At 35.1% G+C, this 20188-nt stretch carries 17 protein-coding genes and 2 pseudogenes; 13 read left to right on the forward strand and 6 right to left on the reverse strand.

The features are described 5' to 3' along the window. Window positions 1–274, reverse strand: a pseudogene (locus CTN07_RS20655) (DNA-binding protein); the annotation flags it as partial. Between the two features lie 157 nt (window positions 275–431). On the opposite strand from CTN07_RS20655, the gene CTN07_RS20660 reads away from it, so the two are divergent. Beyond that, window positions 432–818 (forward strand): H-NS family histone-like protein, encoded by a 387-nt coding sequence (locus CTN07_RS20660; RefSeq protein ID WP_036766384.1) that lies wholly within the window; start codon window positions 432–434, stop codon window positions 816–818. A gap of 547 nt (window positions 819–1365) precedes the next feature. Here CTN07_RS20660 and CTN07_RS20665 read toward each other — a convergent pair. Both CTN07_RS20665 and CTN07_RS20670 read right to left on the reverse strand, forming a co-directional pair. Beyond that, the gene (locus CTN07_RS20665; RefSeq protein ID WP_005307087.1) at window positions 1366–1965 is read right to left on the reverse strand and encodes a DUF2913 family protein; all 600 of its coding nucleotides are present in this window, start codon (window positions 1963–1965) and stop codon (window positions 1366–1368) included. 152 nt (window positions 1966–2117) lie between these two features. Continuing rightward, window positions 2118–2324, reverse strand: coding sequence for a hypothetical protein (locus CTN07_RS20670; protein WP_005307090.1), 207 nt, complete (start codon window positions 2322–2324; stop codon window positions 2118–2120). A gap of 683 nt (window positions 2325–3007) precedes the next feature. On the opposite strand from CTN07_RS20670, the gene CTN07_RS20675 reads away from it, so the two are divergent. From CTN07_RS20675 to CTN07_RS20690, 4 genes are all read left to right on the forward strand, one after another. Next, the gene (locus CTN07_RS20675; protein WP_005307092.1) at window positions 3008–3808 is read left to right on the forward strand and encodes a ParA family protein; all 801 of its coding nucleotides are present in this window, start codon (window positions 3008–3010) and stop codon (window positions 3806–3808) included. Next, window positions 3801–4202 (forward strand): hypothetical protein, encoded by a 402-nt coding sequence (locus CTN07_RS20680; RefSeq protein ID WP_036766386.1) that lies wholly within the window; start codon window positions 3801–3803, stop codon window positions 4200–4202. The genes CTN07_RS20675 and CTN07_RS20680 overlap by 8 nt, the downstream gene beginning before the upstream one ends. Before the next feature lie 1885 nt (window positions 4203–6087). After that, on the forward strand, window positions 6088–7182 hold the full coding sequence (locus tag CTN07_RS20685) for an AAA family ATPase (RefSeq protein WP_005307094.1): 1095 nt from the start codon (window positions 6088–6090) through the stop codon (window positions 7180–7182). Window positions 7183–7187: 5 nt separating this feature from the next. Beyond that, window positions 7188–7829, forward strand: coding sequence for a DUF3226 domain-containing protein (locus tag CTN07_RS20690; protein WP_005307098.1), 642 nt, complete (start codon window positions 7188–7190; stop codon window positions 7827–7829). Between the two features lie 204 nt (window positions 7830–8033). Here CTN07_RS20690 and CTN07_RS20695 read toward each other — a convergent pair whose 3' ends face one another. After that, on the reverse strand, window positions 8034–9014 hold the full coding sequence (locus tag CTN07_RS20695; RefSeq protein WP_005307101.1) for a DUF2971 domain-containing protein: 981 nt from the start codon (window positions 9012–9014) through the stop codon (window positions 8034–8036). 1766 nt (window positions 9015–10780) lie between these two features. Then, a complete protein-coding gene (locus CTN07_RS20700; protein ID WP_036766390.1) occupies window positions 10781–11128 on the reverse strand; it encodes a hypothetical protein in 348 nt (115 codons plus the stop codon). A 1164-nt stretch (window positions 11129–12292) separates the two neighbouring features. Here CTN07_RS20700 and CTN07_RS22875 point away from each other — a divergent pair. The 6 genes from CTN07_RS22875 to CTN07_RS20735 all read left to right on the forward strand — a co-directional run bounded on the left by CTN07_RS22875 (window position 12293) and on the right by CTN07_RS20735 (window position 17915). Continuing rightward, entirely contained in the window at window positions 12293–12559 is a 267-nt protein-coding gene (locus tag CTN07_RS22875; RefSeq protein WP_036766359.1) for a hypothetical protein, read from the forward strand. Window positions 12560–12674: 115 nt separating this feature from the next. Further along, window positions 12675–13214: a fimbrial protein gene (locus tag CTN07_RS20715; protein ID WP_005307041.1), complete on the forward strand. Its 540-nt coding sequence runs from the start codon at window positions 12675–12677 to the stop codon at window positions 13212–13214. A 59-nt stretch (window positions 13215–13273) separates the two neighbouring features. After that, window positions 13274–15685 carry a PefC/AfrB family outer membrane usher protein gene (pefC, locus tag CTN07_RS20720; protein WP_005307044.1) on the forward strand — a complete coding sequence of 804 codons (2412 nt, stop codon included), beginning with the start codon at window positions 13274–13276 and terminating at the stop codon, window positions 15683–15685. 14 nt (window positions 15686–15699) lie between these two features. After that, window positions 15700–16395, forward strand: a complete 696-nt coding sequence (locus tag CTN07_RS20725; protein WP_005307045.1) for a fimbrial chaperone — start codon at window positions 15700–15702, stop codon at window positions 16393–16395. A gap of 37 nt (window positions 16396–16432) precedes the next feature. After that, the gene (locus CTN07_RS20730) at window positions 16433–16975 is read left to right on the forward strand and encodes a fimbrial protein (protein WP_036766361.1); all 543 of its coding nucleotides are present in this window, start codon (window positions 16433–16435) and stop codon (window positions 16973–16975) included. Between the two features lie 52 nt (window positions 16976–17027). Continuing rightward, the gene (locus CTN07_RS20735; protein WP_005307047.1) at window positions 17028–17915 is read left to right on the forward strand and encodes a hypothetical protein; all 888 of its coding nucleotides are present in this window, start codon (window positions 17028–17030) and stop codon (window positions 17913–17915) included. 231 nt (window positions 17916–18146) lie between these two features. On the opposite strand, the pseudogene CTN07_RS20740 reads toward CTN07_RS20735, so the two are convergent. Next, window positions 18147–18703 (reverse strand): annotated as a pseudogene (locus tag CTN07_RS20740) (IS6 family transposase). Between the two features lie 472 nt (window positions 18704–19175). Here CTN07_RS20740 and CTN07_RS20745 point away from each other — a divergent pair. Together CTN07_RS20745 and CTN07_RS20750 are read left to right on the forward strand one after the other, a co-directional pair. Further along, the gene (locus CTN07_RS20745) at window positions 19176–19430 is read left to right on the forward strand and encodes a hypothetical protein (protein WP_036766363.1); all 255 of its coding nucleotides are present in this window, start codon (window positions 19176–19178) and stop codon (window positions 19428–19430) included. A 466-nt stretch (window positions 19431–19896) separates the two neighbouring features. After that, window positions 19897–20188: hypothetical protein (locus CTN07_RS20750; protein ID WP_249030818.1), on the forward strand; the 292-nt coding region annotated here is incomplete at its 3' end.

Below are 20188 nucleotides of genomic sequence, written 5' to 3' on the forward strand. Positions count from 1 at the left end.
GGCGTTCGGCTTCGGTGGCGTGTCGAGTGATTTCAGTCATGAAAACACGGGTAAACTCTTCTGAAAACCCCATTTTTTCCAGTAACGATTTCTGATTAGCTTCTAACTCATCTTTCCATGTTTTGTAGTATTTATGAACGGTGGATGTACTGCTGACATCCGGTAGCATGGATAAAACAATCCGCACACTCACCTTCTGACCTTTAGAATAAAGGTCATTACAAATCATCGTCACTTTATCTTGTAACTGCTCACCACTTAGAGAAATACCCATCGTCACACCTAAATCCACTCAACCAATATGATGAACAAAGGATACACAACAATGAGAACGGTATCAACGAACGAACGCTGTTCGTTCGTTTTAATGTGACCTATATTATGTTATTCTTTGGGGCTCAATAACGAGTCATAACCAAGGAAATGTCCACATGTCAGAAACCATCAGCGTGTTATTAAACCTACGAACTTTACGCTCTCAGTCCCGAGAATTAACCCTAGAGCAATTACAAGAAGGTTTAGAGAAGTTAACCCAAGTGGTTAATGAAAGAGTTCAGGAAGAAGAGCAGCTACGCGCAGAAAATCGTGAAAAAGAAGAGAAGCTAGAAACTTACCGTCAATTGCTTTTGGCTGATGGTATCGATCCGGAAGAGCTGATTGCATCGATGTCAGCACCTAAAGCAAAGAAACCCACTCGCACGCCACGTCCTGCAAAATACCGTTACACCGATGAGAACGGCCAAGAGAAAACCTGGACGGGTCAGGGTCGCACTCCGAAGTTCTTAGCAGATAAGGACCTAAACGATTACCTGATTTAATGGTAAAGCCCTTGCCCTCACCGTCTAAACGGAGAGACTCTCATGGCAAGGGCTTGTGAACGAGCCTTGATGCTCGTCCATAATGATGAATCTATCAAAATCAGTGCCGTATTGAAAACCGAAGTAAGGGAAATCTGCCCACACCTGTGCAGATAACAAACAATTACACTTAGCTCAGTAAAAAACGCCCTCACCTTTCGCTGTCTAAGCAGCGAACCACCAAAGGCAAGGGCTAAAATCAGGTGGCGAGGGGAAGATTGGGCAAGCGTTATGAGCAGAGAAACGTAGTGCTTTCGCGGAATGCAAAGGCACCTTTTCTGCGAATGCTTTTAGTTGAAATGACGCCCATCGTACAAAACAGCGTTCAGAATTGCTGATTATTTGGACAATGGATACAAAAAAAGAGATAAGATGCACAACTGAGTTTGTGCAATCTTATACTCCGACAAACTTAGCCAGATATTCTTCTCAAATATCGCATCTATAACAATAATAAACCTACTCTGTAGGAATCCCTTGATACGTTACCCGTTTTGGTCTCGCAGACTTAACGGGTATTTTTTTCTGAATTTATCGGGTGAAGTAAGATGTGAGCTTGCTTTTTTAAGTCATTCCACTCAGTCATTTCAGCCATGAATAATTTGGAATCCTGTATGGCAGACAATAACTTTTGAACTCGCTCTGATTCGATGAATAACGATATAGGTGCCACCTGTATACCATCATCAGAAAAACAATGCTCGATATGGTCAGGTAAGATATAAATCACATCAGCAACCGAGATAACATCTGGGTTAAATAACTTAGAATCAAAGTCATGCTCAGCATCAAGCAGCTCCATAAGCTGAAACAGCGAATGGGCATCGGTTGTGTCCTGTCGATGTTTGTTTGCCAGTTGGTTTAACTCAATGAGTTTCACTTCCAAATTCCCCTCTTGATTTCGGCCAATACCTATCATGGTTTTTAGCTCAGCTTTAACTCGTTTGTATTTAGGGGATTTGAGTTTGGGTTTTAAATAGCGCACTAATATCTTATTGCGTTTAATAGTTGGAACAAACCGAGCTGATGTACTCACCTCACTATAGAGGTGTAGCAGAGCATTATCCACAACATCGGATAGCAAGGCATGGTAAGGATTATTAGACAAAATACACCTTAATCTATAACACTAGACATTCATCAAAAAAACGATACGATACAGGTTCACTATTATTAAATAGTGAACATTGAGTAAAAACTATACGCGTAAGACACTATCCCCCAAAAGACTTCCTGCCTTTCGGGGGATATTTTTATACCCTAGTCGGCATTCTTCTTATCCGCCCACTGACCTTGCTTACGCTCTGCCAGCTCCCTATCCATTAAATCAGCAATAGATATTTCAATGACCGCTTGCGGTGACTGACAATCCGCTGATTTCTTCGCTGTTTTGAGCGTTTTCATGAAGACGGTTTCTTCAAATACCACTTGGCCGTCATGATGGTACGTGATTTTAAATGCGGGCATTCTTTTTCCTTACTGCATTGCATCGTTCTTGTTTGAGAACATAGCCATACTGGCAAGCTATCTTCTGGGGGGCGCTTTGACATTCGAAAGCCAAAGGTTTGGTCGCAACGGCGCGTAAAGCATTCAATGCAATCATCATACGATGTACCACTTTATTGACTCGCCTGCTCTGATAGCCTCTATATCGTATTGAATACATCAACCATCACCACTATTCCATACATGGATTTATGCCATTTTACGTACTTGTTACGCAGTCCAACAACCAGGATAACGGTTTAATTTAACTAGTTAACACTTCACCTATTTCCTAAACGGGGACCTATCCCCATAAAGAATTAATAATAAACACATATATTTCAATTGATTATGTACATCATTAGCGCTATACATAAAACCAAACACAGCCACCATTATGTATAACATTAGTGCTATACATAAAACCAAACACAGCCACCACTGTGTATAGCATTAGTGCTATACATAAAACCAAACGCAGCCACCACTGTGTATAGCATTGGCGCTATACATAAAACCAAACACAGCCACCACTGTGTATAGCATTAGCGCTATACATAAAACCAAACACAGCCATCATTATGTATAACATTAGTGCTATACATATAATGCTATCAAGTTTATATTATGTATAGCACTAATGCTATACATAAGGACATAACTACATGACAATCTCGATAAAGCCTTTAACTAGAATAATCATGATCGGTTGCCGTAAAGGTGGCGTAACTAAAACTACAACAACTATAAACCTTGGCTATGAACTCAGCCAACAAGGGAAGCGTGTTCTTGTTTTAGACTTCGATGGTCAAGGCGACAGTACAAAATTTTATGGCCGTGAAGATTCCGAATATTATATTGGTGATGCTCTACTTGATCGTAAATTCGATATAAATAACGCAATATATCCCGCCATAATTAACGATATAGAACAAGAAAATCTCCACATCATTCCAGGCCGACGAGGTGACATCATGACCAAACTAGATATGGACATGATTTCTCTCACTCGCCGAGAAGAACGCTTAAAACTACATCTGGACAAAATCAAAGATAGGTATGATTTTATTCTAATCGATACTAACCCTGGTACCTCTGTTCTTGGTCTAAATGCCGTTATGGCAGCTACCGAATATTTATTTCCAACAGAATACAAAGAACATAGTCTAGATGGTGTAGAAACCTTACTCGAACATATCCAAGACGTGAAATTCGTTGAAGAAGACGAAATCAAGTTTCTTGTTGTACCGTCTAAAATAAGCAAGACGGCCAAAAAAGCTCTTGACTATGGTATTGGCTATTTAGCTGAACGCTGGCCTAACAATACAGCAAAAACTACCATTTGGGACCGAAGCTTATTCACTGAATCAGAAATGGAACATGAGCCCGCCAGCGTAGTTAATCGGGGCCATGTTGCTGCCCGCTACTATAAAGAATTAGCAAAAGAGGTTATCGCCAATGTCTAACGAAATCCAACAACAGATTGATGCTCTAAAAACGAAAAAGAAACTAACGGGAGCAGATCGTGCTCGACTTAAAGTTTTAGATCGTGAATTAAAACAGTTCAATAAGGATGCTCAAACTAAGACAAAAGCTAAAGCTAATGTATTTGCAACTAAGCCAACAACTAAAATTAATCCACTACCTATCCGCTTCTCTAACGCAGAAAGAATAGGCATCACTGAACTAGCAAATGATATAAAAACAGAAAGTATAGAATTAGTTATTCATGATCTTGGAAGCGAAAGGGAAATCAACGATACCAAGTTAGTAAGAGCCGCCGTCTACTTACTTAAACAGCACAGCCATAAGGAAATCGTGGAAGCCATTAGGCAGGTAAAGTTAAATATGATCAGATAGTTAAGTATGTATAGCATTATTGCTATACATAACATTCACATAAACGAAGTTATTGTTCAATAACCTCGATGCATAAAATGGCTATATCTTAATAAATCAAGCAAAGCGCAACTCCAAAGAAAAAAACACTTTTTTCCAAAAACACAACAAGCTCTAGGCTGATTAGTTGAATGGACGATCACAACCTACTATTATCGGATATAGAATATTCTGCTGGCAGATAATACGAGTAAAAGCCGCTTTTAATAGCTATCTCCCAACATACCGCGAACATAATAAAAAAAATGATTAATAACAAGGCACCAATAACACACGCCTATTAATCGCCATTATTTATCAAACTAAATCATTTAAACGCCAAATCCTATCAACATACAGAAAACATGATCTTTTGAGGCTTAGAGTCGATTTTTAGGCTGAAAAGGGATCGCTTGATTCTGATAACAACTTATTCACAAAAAATGTGGACAGTTTTGAGGTAGAAAAGAGTGTATTTTGAGGGTTAGGGTGGTGAAAATTAATTGGACAGTGTTTCGAAGTGCGCAAAAGATAGAATATGTTAAATACAGCCGTTTTTACTAAAAAATAATACTCGATATTTGATGAAGAAGGTTGGGGTCCCTCTGCTGGACTCGAACCAGCAATTACAGTATCTAAATTCTGTCGTTTTGCCTGTTAAACTAAGCGGGAATACATTATCTAATAGCGGTTAAACCGTCATTAGATAATGATCTGATAACTAATTTATAGGTTGAACCAATCCGTTGGTTATACATCATATATCCATCCATAATCATTACAATGGATGTCTCAAATCCATTTGAGAATAAAGTATCCATACAAACAACCTGTAAATAAGATTACTGCATTTATTTTTGTGGTAAATAATATAAGACATAAAATTTGAACTAATTAAAATCATATTTAATGTTATTTGTTTTTTTGAGTTAAATTGGATACAAAAATTAATAGGTTAAATAATATTGATTCTCATGTTTGTAATTACTTAACATAATCATATGCTTACTTGGTTTTTATTTCTAAATAAAATGTATATATTAAAAGTAGTATTTATTTTGTTTGGTTTTATGAAAATGAATTTTGTTATTTCTTTTTTATTGATTACAATATTTATTGTAATCCCTATACATCTTTTATTTATTAAGTTTAAGACAAGATAGATTGATAAAAATCAGTAGCTTTGGGATATCTAATAGTGACCTTTGTTGTATCTGGTCGTTACCGTGTATCGGAGCACTTTAGATACATATGTTAAATAAACTAATTTTCAATAAATCTAAAATAGGAAGTACAAACATTAGCTTTTGTTATACCAAGCGAGCAAAATGTTATTTGTTTTTATGGGTTTTGTTATGAAAAAAGTATTAATATTTTTATTGATTGGCTTATTTATAGCTAGCGTTGTAAATGCATGCCCAAAAGGGCAGCACCCTTATGGCGGTATAGGACCACATCATAAGGGTGAATACTGCACATAAATAGGCTTTCTGTTAAATAGAGTCGACAATGCTCAGACTAACTTCTGAGCATTTAGCTGATTAATGGACAGAAACTGCTTAAATTATTTGCTCTATTTCACTAGTTAGTATTAGGAAAAATAAGGGTGTTATGTTCGACTCTTAAACATCACCCTTAACAATAGGTACTACGAGTTCGTCAATTTCTCTATTACAAATGTTATAACACTGCGTGCAACATTTATTGCTAAACGAGCGTTACGAATTACTCTTGAGCATCTTGAGCATCTTGAGCATCTTGAGCATCTTGAGCATCTTGAGCATCTTGAGCATCTTGAGCAGTTTGTTATACATAGCTTTTATATGTGATATACTATTGATTAATAGAAATAATCGGGCAAAAGAAAATGCTACAGCATATAAAAATCAGGAACTTTCGTTCGTTTAAAAGACTCGACATCGATAGATTAGGAAGAATCAACCTAATTTCAGGGAAAAATAATGCAGGTAAAACGGCACTTTTAGAGGCATTTCAACTGCATGTTTCAAATTTCGCCCCAAATGCAACCCACTCGATATTATCTGAACGAGAAGAATTTTTTTCGAAAAACGCTTCCCGCGATGACTTAAGTCCATTAAAGCATTTTTTCTATGGTCATACGATTGACTCTACTAATACCCCATTAACTATCGAATCAAACATAAACAAACAAGAACTTCAATTTGGTCGATACTCATTGGTAAAAGAGGACGACAAATACCAAAGACAATACGATACTTTTGATATTGAGGACGCTAAAGCGTTAAGTTACGACAGTCCTGAAGACTCTTATATCTTCTGTGCATCCACTCTGCATGAAAGAACAATTGTAGGACATTTACTAAACACTGAATCTTTCCGTCGAAATTATCTAAGAAGCCGATTAGTCAAGCAAGATGACACTAAGATTAACTTTGTTCCGTCGGGAAATATCAACCCTGCAACACTTTCCGAACTTTGGGACAGGATTAGCCTAACAGCTCTAGAAGAACATGTAGTTTCAGGGCTTCAAATAATAGAACCACGTATTACAGGTATAACCTTTGTTCAAGCAAGTTCACGAATAAGAGTTCCAATTGTAAAACTAAATCATCTTTCGGAACCAGTTACTTTAAGAAGCTTAGGTGATGGTATGACAAGAATTTGTCACATCATTTTGAGTTTAGTCAATTCAGCAAACGGCACACTGCTTATTGATGAATTCGAAAATGGACTTCACTGGTCAGTACAAGAGCAAATCTGGAAAGTTATCTTTGAGCTATCTGTTAAGCATAACATTCAAGTCATAGCTACCTCCCATAGTCGAGATTGCATTGCTAGTTTTTCTAAAAACTGGGGAACAAACCAAAACATCGGATCTTTTTACCGTATGGAAGTGGATGGAGACGGTCTTATAAAGGCTATCGGTTACAACTATGAAGATTTAGAAGATTCCATCGAATTTGATGTAGAGGTTCGTTGATTATTATGGCTACAAATACTAACTGGCTTAAGTGTAAAACTGGTCCTGTAGTTCTAACTGAGGGGACCAATGATTGCCATGTCATCGTAGCATTATGCCAAGCTCATAGCGTGCCTCATGAATTTGGTTTTTATTCATGCGACAGCGACAATCAAGCGATTCAACGCTTCCGTCTATTGCTAAATGGCTCAGACTGCCCAGAAAAGCTTGCAATAGTGCTTGATGCAGATGCTCCTAACTTAGCTTCTAGATGGAATTGTTTGTCAAAAATATTAACAAGTAAAGGATACCAAGTTCCAGAGACTCCAACACCTGAAGGGACAATATTAACTGACGATAACTTACCTCGCGTGGGTGTCTGGTTGATGCCAGATAACACTGTGGACGGGATGTTAGAAGATTTCTGCATGAAGCTAGCAGCTGAAGCATCTTTTGGCGAAGTACAAACGTTTCTAGATTCAGCAAAACAGTCCGGTTTGGCTAATTATAAAGATGTTCATAATTCAAAGGCATTAATCCACTGTTATTTGGCTACTCAAGATGAACCAGGTTCTCCATTGGGATTAGCAATTACCAAAAAAGTTTTATCCCCAGACCAACCATCAGCACACATATTTACTAATTGGCTCAAATCTGTTTTTTGCTAATCGAGTAGGAGGAGGCCTCATAGCCTCCGTCTTCTCACACCACCGTACAAGCGAGGGTCGCATACTACGGTTAGAACAGTAGCCAGCCTTCGGCTGGAGCCAGATATCTCAACCTATGAAGTGTCAGTATTATATGCGTGGGTGCTCTTGGCTTTTCTGCCATGAGCATTTAGGAACAATAGCCAGCCAAAGGCTGGCTATTATTCATTCTAGTTTCACATTATCTAACTCATATAAGATAATGTTTCTCTCCATTTTATATTTATGTCCCAAATGTCTGAGTGAAACGTTAGAGTTTATTTTATCAAGAGCATCACAGTGCTTAGATTTACATCCAAAATACACTCCACTAATGGCTTTTGGGTTTAATCGAAACAGGTGAACAGCAGGTTCATCATAATCAACTGTTAGCCTATAGATTTCATCTTTTATACTTTGATCTCCCACATCCTCGTGCATTTCATATTCATAAGGGAAGTAAATCTGGATCTTATCATTTTCTAACTCGACAACTTTTATATTTTTGTCTTTATCACATGCACTTCGAACATCTTCAGCATCTCTGCAAATAATCGAATCTGCATGACAAAGTGGTACCACTATGCGTTGTTCTTTTTCATAAATCCAATCGTTCGACTTTGTATACAAAATAGTACGATTAAATTTTTTCCCATGAAACTCGGACAAATCTTCTGGAACAAATTGCTCTTTTCTCGAAAAATCTGGCATTACCCTTCGATAGTTTACTTTTTCAGGGTACTCATAGGTATGACCTAAATAATCTTTTCCGAATCGACTAGGACGTCCATTTGACTCAAAGATTGAGTCCATAAAAAAAGGTTTACTGAAATCGAATTCGACTACACACCCTTTATGTTCATCTGCATAGTGAGCCCACATAAGAGGGTTATTATAGTCCTCAGTTAATGAAATTATTCCCAAGTCAAAAAAATCCATTTGGATAACACCAGCTATATCATCTAGCTCACCGTCATCAAACTTATCAGTTTGTTTGCCATTCTGTTGATAGAAATCTGTTAGATTCCTATCAAGATCCTTTATTTGTTGAACACTAAACGCACCTTCAAAAGGATCATTGAGTGCAATTACTGGAGTAGCTCTTATCATTAGGTCTTCGAAAAAACTAGCCCTCATAGGCATATATTTATATAAAAATCGATTCACTATTACCTCACGAGATGGTGTAACGTCTTACTAACAGTTACAAGTTATGTTAAGTCACTAATTTTACAGTGATTTATTCGAGCTTCGTCAGGCCAACCTCTAATATGTTAATGTTACCTTAAAGTAGTAGTCAGGGTAGATCTATCCAAAATCTGTTTTTATGATCAAAATAGCTTCAATTCTGTCCGAATTATCTCATTTTTTAATTCATTCATAATGAAACTGATCAAAATGATGTTTTATCTCGGCTTGTTCTCGAGGAATAGAAATCTTTCAGATTCCTATTCATTAAATACAAAAAGCTCCTAACACATCAACACAAGGAGCAATCTCAATAATCAATATGCTAACTACATCTAATCTTGTGTCGGCATCACCTGGATCGCTACACACTGTTGTAAAGCATAATAGGGGAGGTGAACGGTTTTGTACATTAGCGTTTATCTAATGTGAAATTGGTTAGGAGCTTTAATTCCTAACCATAATATTTTTTATTCAATAAGTTTTTTTCCTCAAAAAAAGAGAAATACATAGCTCTAAAAGATAAGTTAATATTGGCATAATGATAATTAATATTATAAATTTTTTATTTGGCATATGGATAAATAGAAATATGATTAACATGTAAATTATTTGAATAAATATAACAACTTTATCTAGTGTTTTATTTTTTTACTTTTATTCCAATAAGATTATTTAAATCTAATAGATTTTGTTTGAAAAAAAATATCGTAAATAAATTTTTCATCATTACTATTGATGACAGAAGCATAATAAGATCCAAAATAAATATTATAACGTTACCAACTAAATTTCCATTAATAATGGATAACATTAAAGATAAGGAGAGATGCTACTAATAAACCAAACAGAATAATCACTCCCTGTATATATCTAAATGAATGGAGGTCTGATGTAATAAGGTGGGTTATATCCACTCTGTACATTTTTTTCGAATAATTAAAAAATATACAATTTTTTATACTGAAAATCAATAACACAGGGCCTTTAGTTTATTGAAATAATATTTATTTGGGCACCCAAACAAATAAAAAAGCTCATAGTCATGTTCATAAGTGTCTTTTAATTGATTTATCAATGTTTCAGTTTTTTTCTATTGACTTCCGAACGATTAAATAAGTAAGGAATTAATTTATTTATTATTGGGGCAATAAATAATGTTGATAGAATAGGATAATATTCTTTTATCAACGCTATAATCGAATCCATGGTATACCTTTATTATATAAAATTAACGGCATATTTTTATTCATGATGAATATAGATACAATTGATATTCTAAAAAATATAAAAGTCGCTTCAGAAAATGAAAAAAAATTGTACTCAAATGGGAGTGAAGCCCAACGGTACAGTTTTGTACGTTAAGCGTTAAATCATACAGTTAGAACAGTATGACGTTTAAGTATAAGATATAGTCATTGCGATGTTTTGTACTGAGCTCGCTAACTTAGCGAGCATTAGAGATTAAAAGTAAGACCCTAATCACAGTTTCTATTTCAGGTTGAGACAGCTAGCAATAGAAAGCTGTCTATTCTTCCCGCTCCGCTACTCTCTAAATAGTAAAGTCATCTACCGTTACACTTAACCATCATAAAGTTACCTACGACATCAGGTTGTGCTAACTGCGTTACTTCAGCACTAAAATAGATGTCTTTTACGCTTTCCCATTATGCCTCATGTTAACTTATGAGATGAAGACATCATCTCTAACTAATCGACTAAACTCACTATCCAACTAGCAACCACTAGTGATGAATAACACCTAATATAAGAATGGCTTGCTTATTTTTATACAATACAGGAATTCTCATTGTTGCATATTTTTGGTTATTGAAAAATTCAAAATGACAAGTCATTTGATTTCTATAAATGGCTTCTTCATCACATCTTAGACAATATTTAATATTTGTGATTAATATTGGATCGCTAGTCTTGTTTAATACGTAACTTAACGTTTTATTTGCCACAGGCCCTATCGTTTTTTTCCATTGCTCATTAATTAACATATGCAAACCATCATAGCGTCTTATTGCTGCTAAACCAGGAAATTGATGGCAAAAACTTTCAATAATAGTGTCTTTTTCGAAAATCATAGTGTCTTATTTATTTAAATGAGATAGCTGATTGCTTTTGATGTGCTCATTATACTATGAAATATTCAAACCAATAGATAGCACCAAGTTCGTAATCATTATTATAAATGTCATCCAGTCTTAAAATCTTATTATACTAAAGGGTAATTTTGACGTCCTGGCTATGCTTTTGAACATCAAACAGGAAAAAACAAAAATAATAGATTAAATAGTTTAAATACATAACTACAGAGTAATGGATATGGTAAACAAAAAATCCAAATCAAAGAGAGATATCATTGTGAAATCACTAAACTATGACAGTAATTTACTTCCACCAAAGCATGCCATTAAAAAAGAGGGGGGTTATTTCTGGTCTGATGTTCACGGGAATTTTTATATTTACCCAGTAAATTATCACACACAAGATCGTAACAAATAGATAAATATATCGTTTTAACGACAATACCAAAATTTTCATCTTTTGCCGTAGTATCAAAATAGAAGACAACACCGAAAAGTACAGCGTTTTTTATACTTTTAACTTTTTTTACTTCGCAATCATTTAACATAATCTATATAACGTGTAGTTAAAAAAACTATATCTGTAATCCCCTCCCCTACCGAATAGTAATTTATACTAAACAGTTTTTGTATTTAAGTATATACATCTATGTACAGCTTATTGCTCAATATAGGGTTGATTCTGAATCAAAACTGAACAGAAAACCATACTGAAATATGCGCATTATATTTAGATATTAGCTCTGTGAATGTTCTTACAATTTAAAATGCTTATATTTCATATATTTAACAAGCATAATGCTTATTATATAGATTATGTTAAATAGTAACCAAATCATAAGTTAATGAAAAATAATAGATTTCAAGAGTTGTAGCTGTATTTTTACACTTAATCACTCGTAAAAATGAAGGCATTAATTGCATGAATAGACGAATTTTCAATATCTTCACTTATGAATTAGGTTTATTCCACTATTATTTTGCTTATTGGGATGATGGTTATATAGAGCTCTTAGTATTAAATACACAATACCAGCCGGCCAGCCAGCTCAATCTTTAGTTATAACGATAAAAGACAATAACAGCATCATATGAGGTGTTTTTTAATCAAAAAATAGAACACTTAACTTTGTAACTTTGTTACATCAAATAAGAAAAGACATGGTTGAAGCTGCTTTACGCGAAGAAATTATTCGACTTAATGAGGTATTCATTTATATGAATACCTCATTAACCTATTTAACAATAAAAATAATGAATAGAAAATTTGAATTATTAAAGTTACGTTTTCAAAATCGGATTAATATCACTCAAGATAAATTTGGCTTTGTCTCGTTACTTAGCTTAGTTCGTTCTCAGTACTATTATCCAAATAATTACCCGTTCACTCCAAAGGAAATTGATTGTAGTGACAAACAAAATAAATAAAAAGGAACCTTTATTCGAGTCCTTATCTGTATGACTTATTAACTAATTCATACAGATAAGGACATGAATAAATAAAAACAAGGATGTTCTTTCTTTAAATCAATAGGGTTATATAATGAAAAAAACAATTCTTGCTCTAACAGCGTTAGCATCTTTAGGTATGGTTTCTTCTGCAATGGCCGCTCCTGGTAATGTAGGTACAATTCGTTTTATCGGCTCAATCACTGATACTACATGTGATTTTACTGGTGAACAAGGTGGTGCTCAAAGTAACGTGGTTAATTTAGGTACCCATACTACTGCTGTTGTTAACGGTGCGACAGGCTCTCCCGTTGTAGATTTCTCATTGGTTGGTACAAAACCTGATGGCTCAGCTTGTGAAATTAGCAGCTCTGTTGATGTTTCTTGGGTGCCAGCATCAGGCTCTTGGACAGCATCAGGCTTACTGAATACAGGCACAGCAACAAATACTGTAGTTAAGTTAATGGATAAAAATAACAAAGTATTTAACGCACTATACGAAACTGTTAATTATGTAGCATCTGACGCACCTAAAGGACAGTTGCCGTTTAAAGCAAACATTATGAATACAGGTACTAATGCGACTGCTGGTACTGTTGTTTCTGCAGCTAAATTTGCTGTTGCTTATAAATAATATTTGCTTCTAATAAATAGACCTCATTGTTGTGAGGTCTATTTGCTCGTGGGGTAATGATGAATAATAAACATCAAAATAAAAAAAAATCTCAATATTCACTATCGTTACTGACATTAGCACTGTTCAGCCCATCGCTTTATGCTCAGAATGAATTAGATTTTTCATTCTTACAAGGTGCCAATACTCAAGTACCTGAAGTGCTAAAGCAATCATCAGGTAATGTGCTAGGTCAATATCTTGTTGATGTATTCCTAAATGGTAAAAAAATAGGTCGTCAAACGTTAACTATTAGTCAAAATGAAAAGCAATCGTTATGCCTATCACCAGCTTGGTTAATGCAATTAGATTTGCCGATTAACTATAAAAAAATGTCATCGGCCTTTAATTCAACATTGCAATGTTATAATTTTGAACAAATTCAAGGAGGAAAAGCTAACTTCGATTATAGTCAACAATCTTTAAAATTAAGCTTACCTCAAATTGTCTTATTGCATAATAATCAAAGTGAACACTGGGACTATGGTACACCTGGATTTCGTTTAAACTATAACGTTAATGGTAATAAAAGCATCGGCCATGGGTTGACAAAAAACACCCAAGGCCTCTATGGTAATTTTGACCTAAATGCTAACCATGGCCAGTGGGTTTTTTCTGCAAAGGTTAGTGGAACAAACACAACTGGTTTTATGTCATCAGGCTTAACACTCTCGACGGCAATACAATCCGTACGGGGGGATTTAATCATTGGCAAAAGTTTTACTCAGTCCTCTATATTGCCAGATTTTTCGTTTTATGGTGCTTCTTTACGATCTAACTCAGCAATGAAATCTTGGAGTGCTAGAGGGTATGCACCTGTTATCGATGGGGTGTTAAATTCAAATTCACTTATCACTGTAAAACAAGGTGATTATGTCCTTTACTCAAAAACACTACCCGCAGGACCGTATTCATTAACTGATATATCTCCTATTTCTAATGGTGACATCACTGTAACCGTTACAGGGGGCAACGGTACTATAATATCAACACGAAAGTACCCGGTTACTACATTACCAACATTACTTCGTATGGGGGATTTTAACTATAATTTCGCTACAGGTATTCGCGAAAATTCAAGCCAAATAGACGGTATCTTTGGTTTGGCTTCATTGGATTACGGCTTAGATTTTGGCACAATAAATTTTGCTTCTATTATACATCCACAATATCAAAGTATAGGCTCTGGTGTTACTGTTCCTCTCGGTGAATATGGTGCGATTTCCACAAGCTTAAATACAGCATGGAGTCATTATGACAGCGCAGCGTTTCAACCATCAGGAGAAAGAACTCAGAGAGGATTAAGTGCAACATTGCAATATGCAAAAGATTTTGGTCAAGATACTAACTTACAATTATTAACCTATCGTTATAGTGGTGAAGGGTATAATGATTTCAGTAGCTTCTATCCAAGAGGTATTCATGTTGAGAGTGATAAGCGAAGCCGCTATGAAGCGATTATTACTCAGCGCATTGGTCCTGCTTATTTAAATGCATCGGGGTGGGCTCAAGATTATCGTAACGGTAGACGTAGAGATAGTGGCGCTAACTTAACATTATCTGGCACCATTGGGAAGGGTATCTATCTTGGACTTAATGGCTCTTATACTCATTCAGGAACAAGTGGTTCGCAGTATAGTACATCACTAAGTGTGAGTATCCCATTTGATTTATGGGAACAAAATCAATATTCAAACAGCAGTATCAGTTATGATTCTATTTCAGGTACATCATTTAATACAGGAATGTCGTTTTCAACCAGTGATAGAGTAACAAATAACGTTAACGTAAGTCTTGGTGAACACCAACGCACAGCATCCTTGTATACGGGCGTTCGTTTTGATACGGCGCAAACTGGCTTCTCTGTTTCACAAAGTGAACAAAGTACGGCTTTGTCAGCAAATATTTCAGGTTCTATTGCGGGAGCTCAAGGTGTGGGATTGGCTTATTCTAATCAACAAAATGATACAATTGCCATTGCACACATTAAAGGTTTAAAAGATATTAAATTTAATAGTTCATCACCGACAAATCAGTGGGGAAATACGATTATTCCATTAAGTAGTTATCAACCAAATACGATTACAGTTGATACTAATAACATCCCCGAAAATGTAGAATTATTAAACAGTACATATCGAGTTGTCCCTACAAATCAAGCGATTATAGTTCGAGATTATAAATACAAGACAGTTAATCGTTATTTGCTACGGATATTAAATAAACAAGGTCAACCACTTCCAATGGGAACAGCGGTTCAAACAAATAAAGGCATAGATGTAGGTTTTATTGCTAATGGTGGTGTTTTATTTGCAACTTTATTATCTCCATCTAAATATCTAAAGTTACAAGATAATAATATCAAATGTAAAATAGATATTACAAACATAAAACCAGGTAGCAGTCAAGTTACTGATGTTCATTGTCAATAAATAGGATAAATGAGATGAAAACTAAAATCATGACGGCATTACTATTAGCGTTATGTACCTTTTCACAATCAGCATCGGCTGCTTTTGTTTTAAATGGCACTCGTTATATTTACGATGAAGGTCGTAAGAATATTTCATTTGAAATAACTAATCAATCAAAGGAAACCTATGGTGGACAAGTTTGGATACAAAATACGTCACTACCTAAAAGCGAAGTCGCTTTTGTGCCTATCCCTTCTTTTTTCAAAGTAGATGGGAAGCAAACACAAGTGGTGCGAATTATGAAAATTACTGATAAATTACCAAAAGATAAGGAATCTCTCTTTTGGTTAAATGTTCAGGAAATTCCACCCATTAACAAAGACCAAAACAATATAATGGTGATTGCTGTTAATACGCAAGTCAAACTTATTTACCGTCCAACTTTATTGATAAAAGGACGAGAGAATGCAGAAGCTAAGATGACTTTAAAGAAAGTAGGAGATTCTTACGCATTAAATAATCCTACTCCTTATTATTTTGCGGTAACAGCACTAAAAGTTAATGGTAAAGCTATTAAATTAAGTACAACGTTAGGCAATGAATTAGGTATGATTGCACCTCAAAGCTCCATTTTATTAAAAGGGATTAAATTGATGCCATCTTCAAAAGTGGAAATCGAGGCGATTGATGATTATGGTGCAGTGAATGATTATAAAGTGAAATTTTAATTTACAATGTACCTCATTCTTATAGGGTGTAAATCTAATGTTTATTTTTCGAGCATTACCTTTTATTTTATTAATATCTTTTCCTTCTTTAGCCAAAGAGGTAACAGCAACAGTAACAATTGAAGGCACTGTTTCTGTACCAACTTGCACTGTAAATAGCAAAATATCAGATGGCTTGTCCCAAACTGTTGATATGGGATTAGAAACTGCAAGTTCAGTTATTTCAGGCAGCACAAAAGATATTGATATACCAATAATCATTCACTGCCTAAACACAACAGGTATGAATGGAATATCTTTATCATTATCAACATTAGGAGCCTATGCTCCAGTTGGCTCATCACAACCTGGAGCAATAAAAACTAGCCTTGAAGGGGTCTCTGTTGAGATGAAGTGGAAAAATGATAGCACCCCAGTTAGTTTTAATGCAGATGAAAAAAAACAGTTTCCTGTGAATGATAGTAATATTTACGACGCTTCTATTATTTCAAAAGTATTGCCTATACATGGATTTTCACTCGCTTCTATGGAAAAAGGATCTTTTAAAAGTGGTGTAAATATAACACTTAGTTATTTTTAATAAAAAACCATAACACAAGGCTTAATAAATCATTATAAGGAATAAAGCATTAATGAAAATTTTATTAATAGCTCTCTATTTATTTCCATCTTTGGCATTTAGCGCTACGGTTACAATTAGTCGGGGGGATACATATACAGCAGTTATCCCCATCTCTGTTAATAAAACAAATATATATCCATATAGTAATAATCGTCATGCCGGACTTTGTGTTGGTTTCGGTATGAATAGTGGTTATTATTGTGAGCTCAGGAAAACATATGATAAAGATGGTATTCATCTCTCTATAGATAATGCTAATGGGCAGATAGAAAGTACGCTATCAGGATTAGTAACACTAACAATCGATAATGGTATCGCAACTTGTGGACCAGATTCAAAAGGTTGTGGTATAGGTTCTCCATGGCCTATTTATTCAATATTCCGAGAACAGTTTACTAATAACCCATCGACACCCTATAACGCTTCGATAAATTTAAATACCGTTAAGATATCATCAGCAAAAGATGCTATCCCTGGAAAGCATATTGTTCCTGTAGGTGTTGCTGTAATAGAAAGAGGTTACGGGTGGAGAGTAACAAACAAAAATTTAGAAGTAGTAGTGAGAGATGTCACCTGTACACTTTCTGATAACTCAATAAATATTGGAACGATTGTCCCAGGACAATCAGTGACAAAAAAAATAAATTTAAAACCCACATGTGATAGTTTCTTAGCAGGTGCATCTTGGCGATATTCTAACCTTTACGGTAATGAAAATACGAACTTGGATAACGTTTCTATAAAAGTAAAAAATGACAAAAATGAAATAGTAAATAGTGATACGCCATATACTAATGTGAATGAATTAAATGATTTATCTGTTGAGGTTAATGCTAAAAGTAATGCTGAAGGCGGAAAATTAAATGTTCCATTACGATTTACCTTAACCTATTCTTAAATTATAGAACCTTGACGGTTAGGAATTTCAATTCCTAACCGCCCTGGCAGCAATACTTAAAAATCAAGGTTCTGTCGCAAAGTTTTATGAAGTACAGGCGAGCCAAATTTCAAATACAATTATGCAGCAAGCGCATAAAATCGCTCCCAAACTGGCAAGCTAAAATCACCAACTTGCCCCCGTTTGAGTTGTGTCCAAACTTCCTGTCCTGACATCGTAGCTTGTGCTCCCTCAACAGATTTCCATCCTAATGCTTGACTTTATAGGTCGATGACTTTGTTCAACAATATTGTTGAGATATTTTACATCAATAACTTCAATCAGATTGAGCATAAAAACAACACTTTTCCATAATTGAATATTCATATTATGAAGTGCTTGAGCATTGGCACCACTCTTATCTATGACTACTTTCTCTGGCAATCCATTTGTTCGAATAGCCTTTCGTAGAAAGGCTTGAGCGCCTTTTTCGTCTCGCTCTTTGCTTAGATAAAAATCCACGATATCACCAAATTTATCAATAGCTCGGTAGTAATACCACCATGCGCCTTTGATGTAGATCTCATCCATACGCCATGACGATGAGACTGGTCGTTTAATTTGACGTGCTTTGGACTCAATCATTGGTGCAAAATTGATAACCCAGCGGTTAATTGTGGAGTGGTCAACAAAGCTTCCTCGCTCAGCTAAAATCTCTTCGATATCGCGATAACTCAGCTTATATGACACATAGTAACGAACCGCTAGAAGAATGATGTAGATGGATGTTGGTAGCCAGAGAAGTCCATGTAGTACTCGAATGAATGTTAAAACTCCCAATTTGAGCATTACATGGATGATTTAGTTCCAAACGATGCGACAGAACCGTCTTTCGTAGCATATTGCTTGCCCCTTAATTAAATAGAGACTAAAATCAGTTTTGCTTATGAACATGATTTGAGCCTCGTTGGTTAAAGATATTTAACTTTCGGGGCTTTCGTCTTTTCTACCACAAGCTGAACGCTACTATGCTCATGGCAGAAAAGCCAAGAGCACCCGTCAAACATTGTACTGACACTTCAAAGTAAAAACGAACCTTTTCGTTACACTCAAAGAATCGCTTTCACTTCTCAGCATCTTATTTTTTTAGGTGTTGAACAAGCACACTTTTCTGAACCTACTTTAGACATAAGCAAAGTGGGTTCATATTGTGTTAAAAAACAAGCAAAATCCACTCTATGATCTATAATCTATATTAAATGGATTAATTGGAGAGTTAGCGTGAAGGCTAAGCAATATGGATTATTAATTTTATTCTTTTCACCTTTATTTGCTCATAGTTCAACTGAAGTTAAACTTAGTTGGTTTGGCATTATTCCTCCTATTTCATCTAATCTAGAAAAATCTGTAGAAATTAATCTAAGAAATATACAAATAGTCGAAAAAGAAAACTCTCAGTTAATAATAGATAAAATAATTAGTAAATCGTTTAGTAATAATAAAATACGATATATCGTATACACGGTTAATATTTAATATAAATCAAAAATGACAAGGGATTGTTTTATGAGATTAATTATTGGTACAGTGTTTTTTTTATATTCTTCATTATCATTAAGTTATTCAAATGTATTGGTTTTTACAGGTAAGATAGTATCACCACCTTGTGAAATACAAATTAATGGTAATAATAAGATTAACAAAAAAAATAACAACGATTTTTGTGTCTCCATATATAACTATTCCGAAAAGTATATTTATAAAAAAAGTAATACTATTAAAAAAGTAGGGAAGATTATTAATATATCTTATATGTGAGTTTGAGATATTAATCTCAATGGCTAAAGAACAGTAGCCAGCCTTCGGCTGGAGCCAGATATCTCAACCTAAAATAGAAAACTGCGGCCTACAGCCTCACTTTTAGCCCCTAATGCTCACTAATTTAGCGGGCATTCTTATTTTATGACAGTACAAATCACCATTACTGTATTGACTACATCCTATGAGTAACAAACCTAGAAAAAAGAAGAAGAAACCAACAAAAAAATGTCGTCCGGTTCAGGCTTCATCGGCTTTTGATAACTATGAGCAATATGAGACCACCATGGATAATGTCATTCAATTGCTAAATACCCAATATGATATTGCTCCGCCAAAAGATCACGATGAAGAAATTGCATTAATTTATCAATATCTTATTGATAAGTTTGGTGACACATCGACTACTGCATTCAAATTACATGAAGTATTAATCTCGCTTGCTCATATCGCAGAGCGAGATGGTGCAACGCCTT

The sequence above is a fragment of the Photobacterium damselae genome (assembly GCF_003026815.1).
GTDB lineage: Bacteria > Pseudomonadota > Gammaproteobacteria > Enterobacterales > Vibrionaceae > Photobacterium > Photobacterium damselae.

Bases quoted from the DNA above. Each gene is read 5' to 3' on its own strand.
- CTN07_RS20715 (WP_005307041.1), top strand. From the start codon at position 12,675: ATGAAAAAAACAATTCTTGCTCTAACAGCGTTAGCATCTTTAGGTATG.
- CTN07_RS20660 (WP_036766384.1), top strand. From the start codon at position 432: ATGTCAGAAACCATCAGCGTGTTATTAAACCTACGAACTTTACGCTCT.
- CTN07_RS20690 (WP_005307098.1), top strand. From the start codon at position 7,188: ATGGCTACAAATACTAACTGGCTTAAGTGTAAAACTGGTCCTGTAGTT.
- pefC (WP_005307044.1), top strand. From the start codon at position 13,274: ATGAATAATAAACATCAAAATAAAAAAAAATCTCAATATTCACTATCG.
- CTN07_RS20725 (WP_005307045.1), top strand. From the start codon at position 15,700: ATGAAAACTAAAATCATGACGGCATTACTATTAGCGTTATGTACCTTT.
- CTN07_RS20685 (WP_005307094.1), top strand. From the start codon at position 6,088: ATGCTACAGCATATAAAAATCAGGAACTTTCGTTCGTTTAAAAGACTC.
- CTN07_RS20680 (WP_036766386.1), top strand. From the start codon at position 3,801: ATGTCTAACGAAATCCAACAACAGATTGATGCTCTAAAAACGAAAAAG.
- CTN07_RS20735 (WP_005307047.1), top strand. From the start codon at position 17,028: ATGAAAATTTTATTAATAGCTCTCTATTTATTTCCATCTTTGGCATTT.
- CTN07_RS20730 (WP_036766361.1), top strand. From the start codon at position 16,433: ATGTTTATTTTTCGAGCATTACCTTTTATTTTATTAATATCTTTTCCT.
- CTN07_RS20670 (WP_005307090.1), bottom strand. From the start codon at position 2,324: ATGCCCGCATTTAAAATCACGTACCATCATGACGGCCAAGTGGTATTT.
- CTN07_RS22875 (WP_036766359.1), top strand. From the start codon at position 12,293: ATGGTTGAAGCTGCTTTACGCGAAGAAATTATTCGACTTAATGAGGTA.
- CTN07_RS20700 (WP_036766390.1), bottom strand. From the start codon at position 11,128: ATGATTTTCGAAAAAGACACTATTATTGAAAGTTTTTGCCATCAATTT.
- CTN07_RS20675 (WP_005307092.1), top strand. From the start codon at position 3,008: ATGACAATCTCGATAAAGCCTTTAACTAGAATAATCATGATCGGTTGC.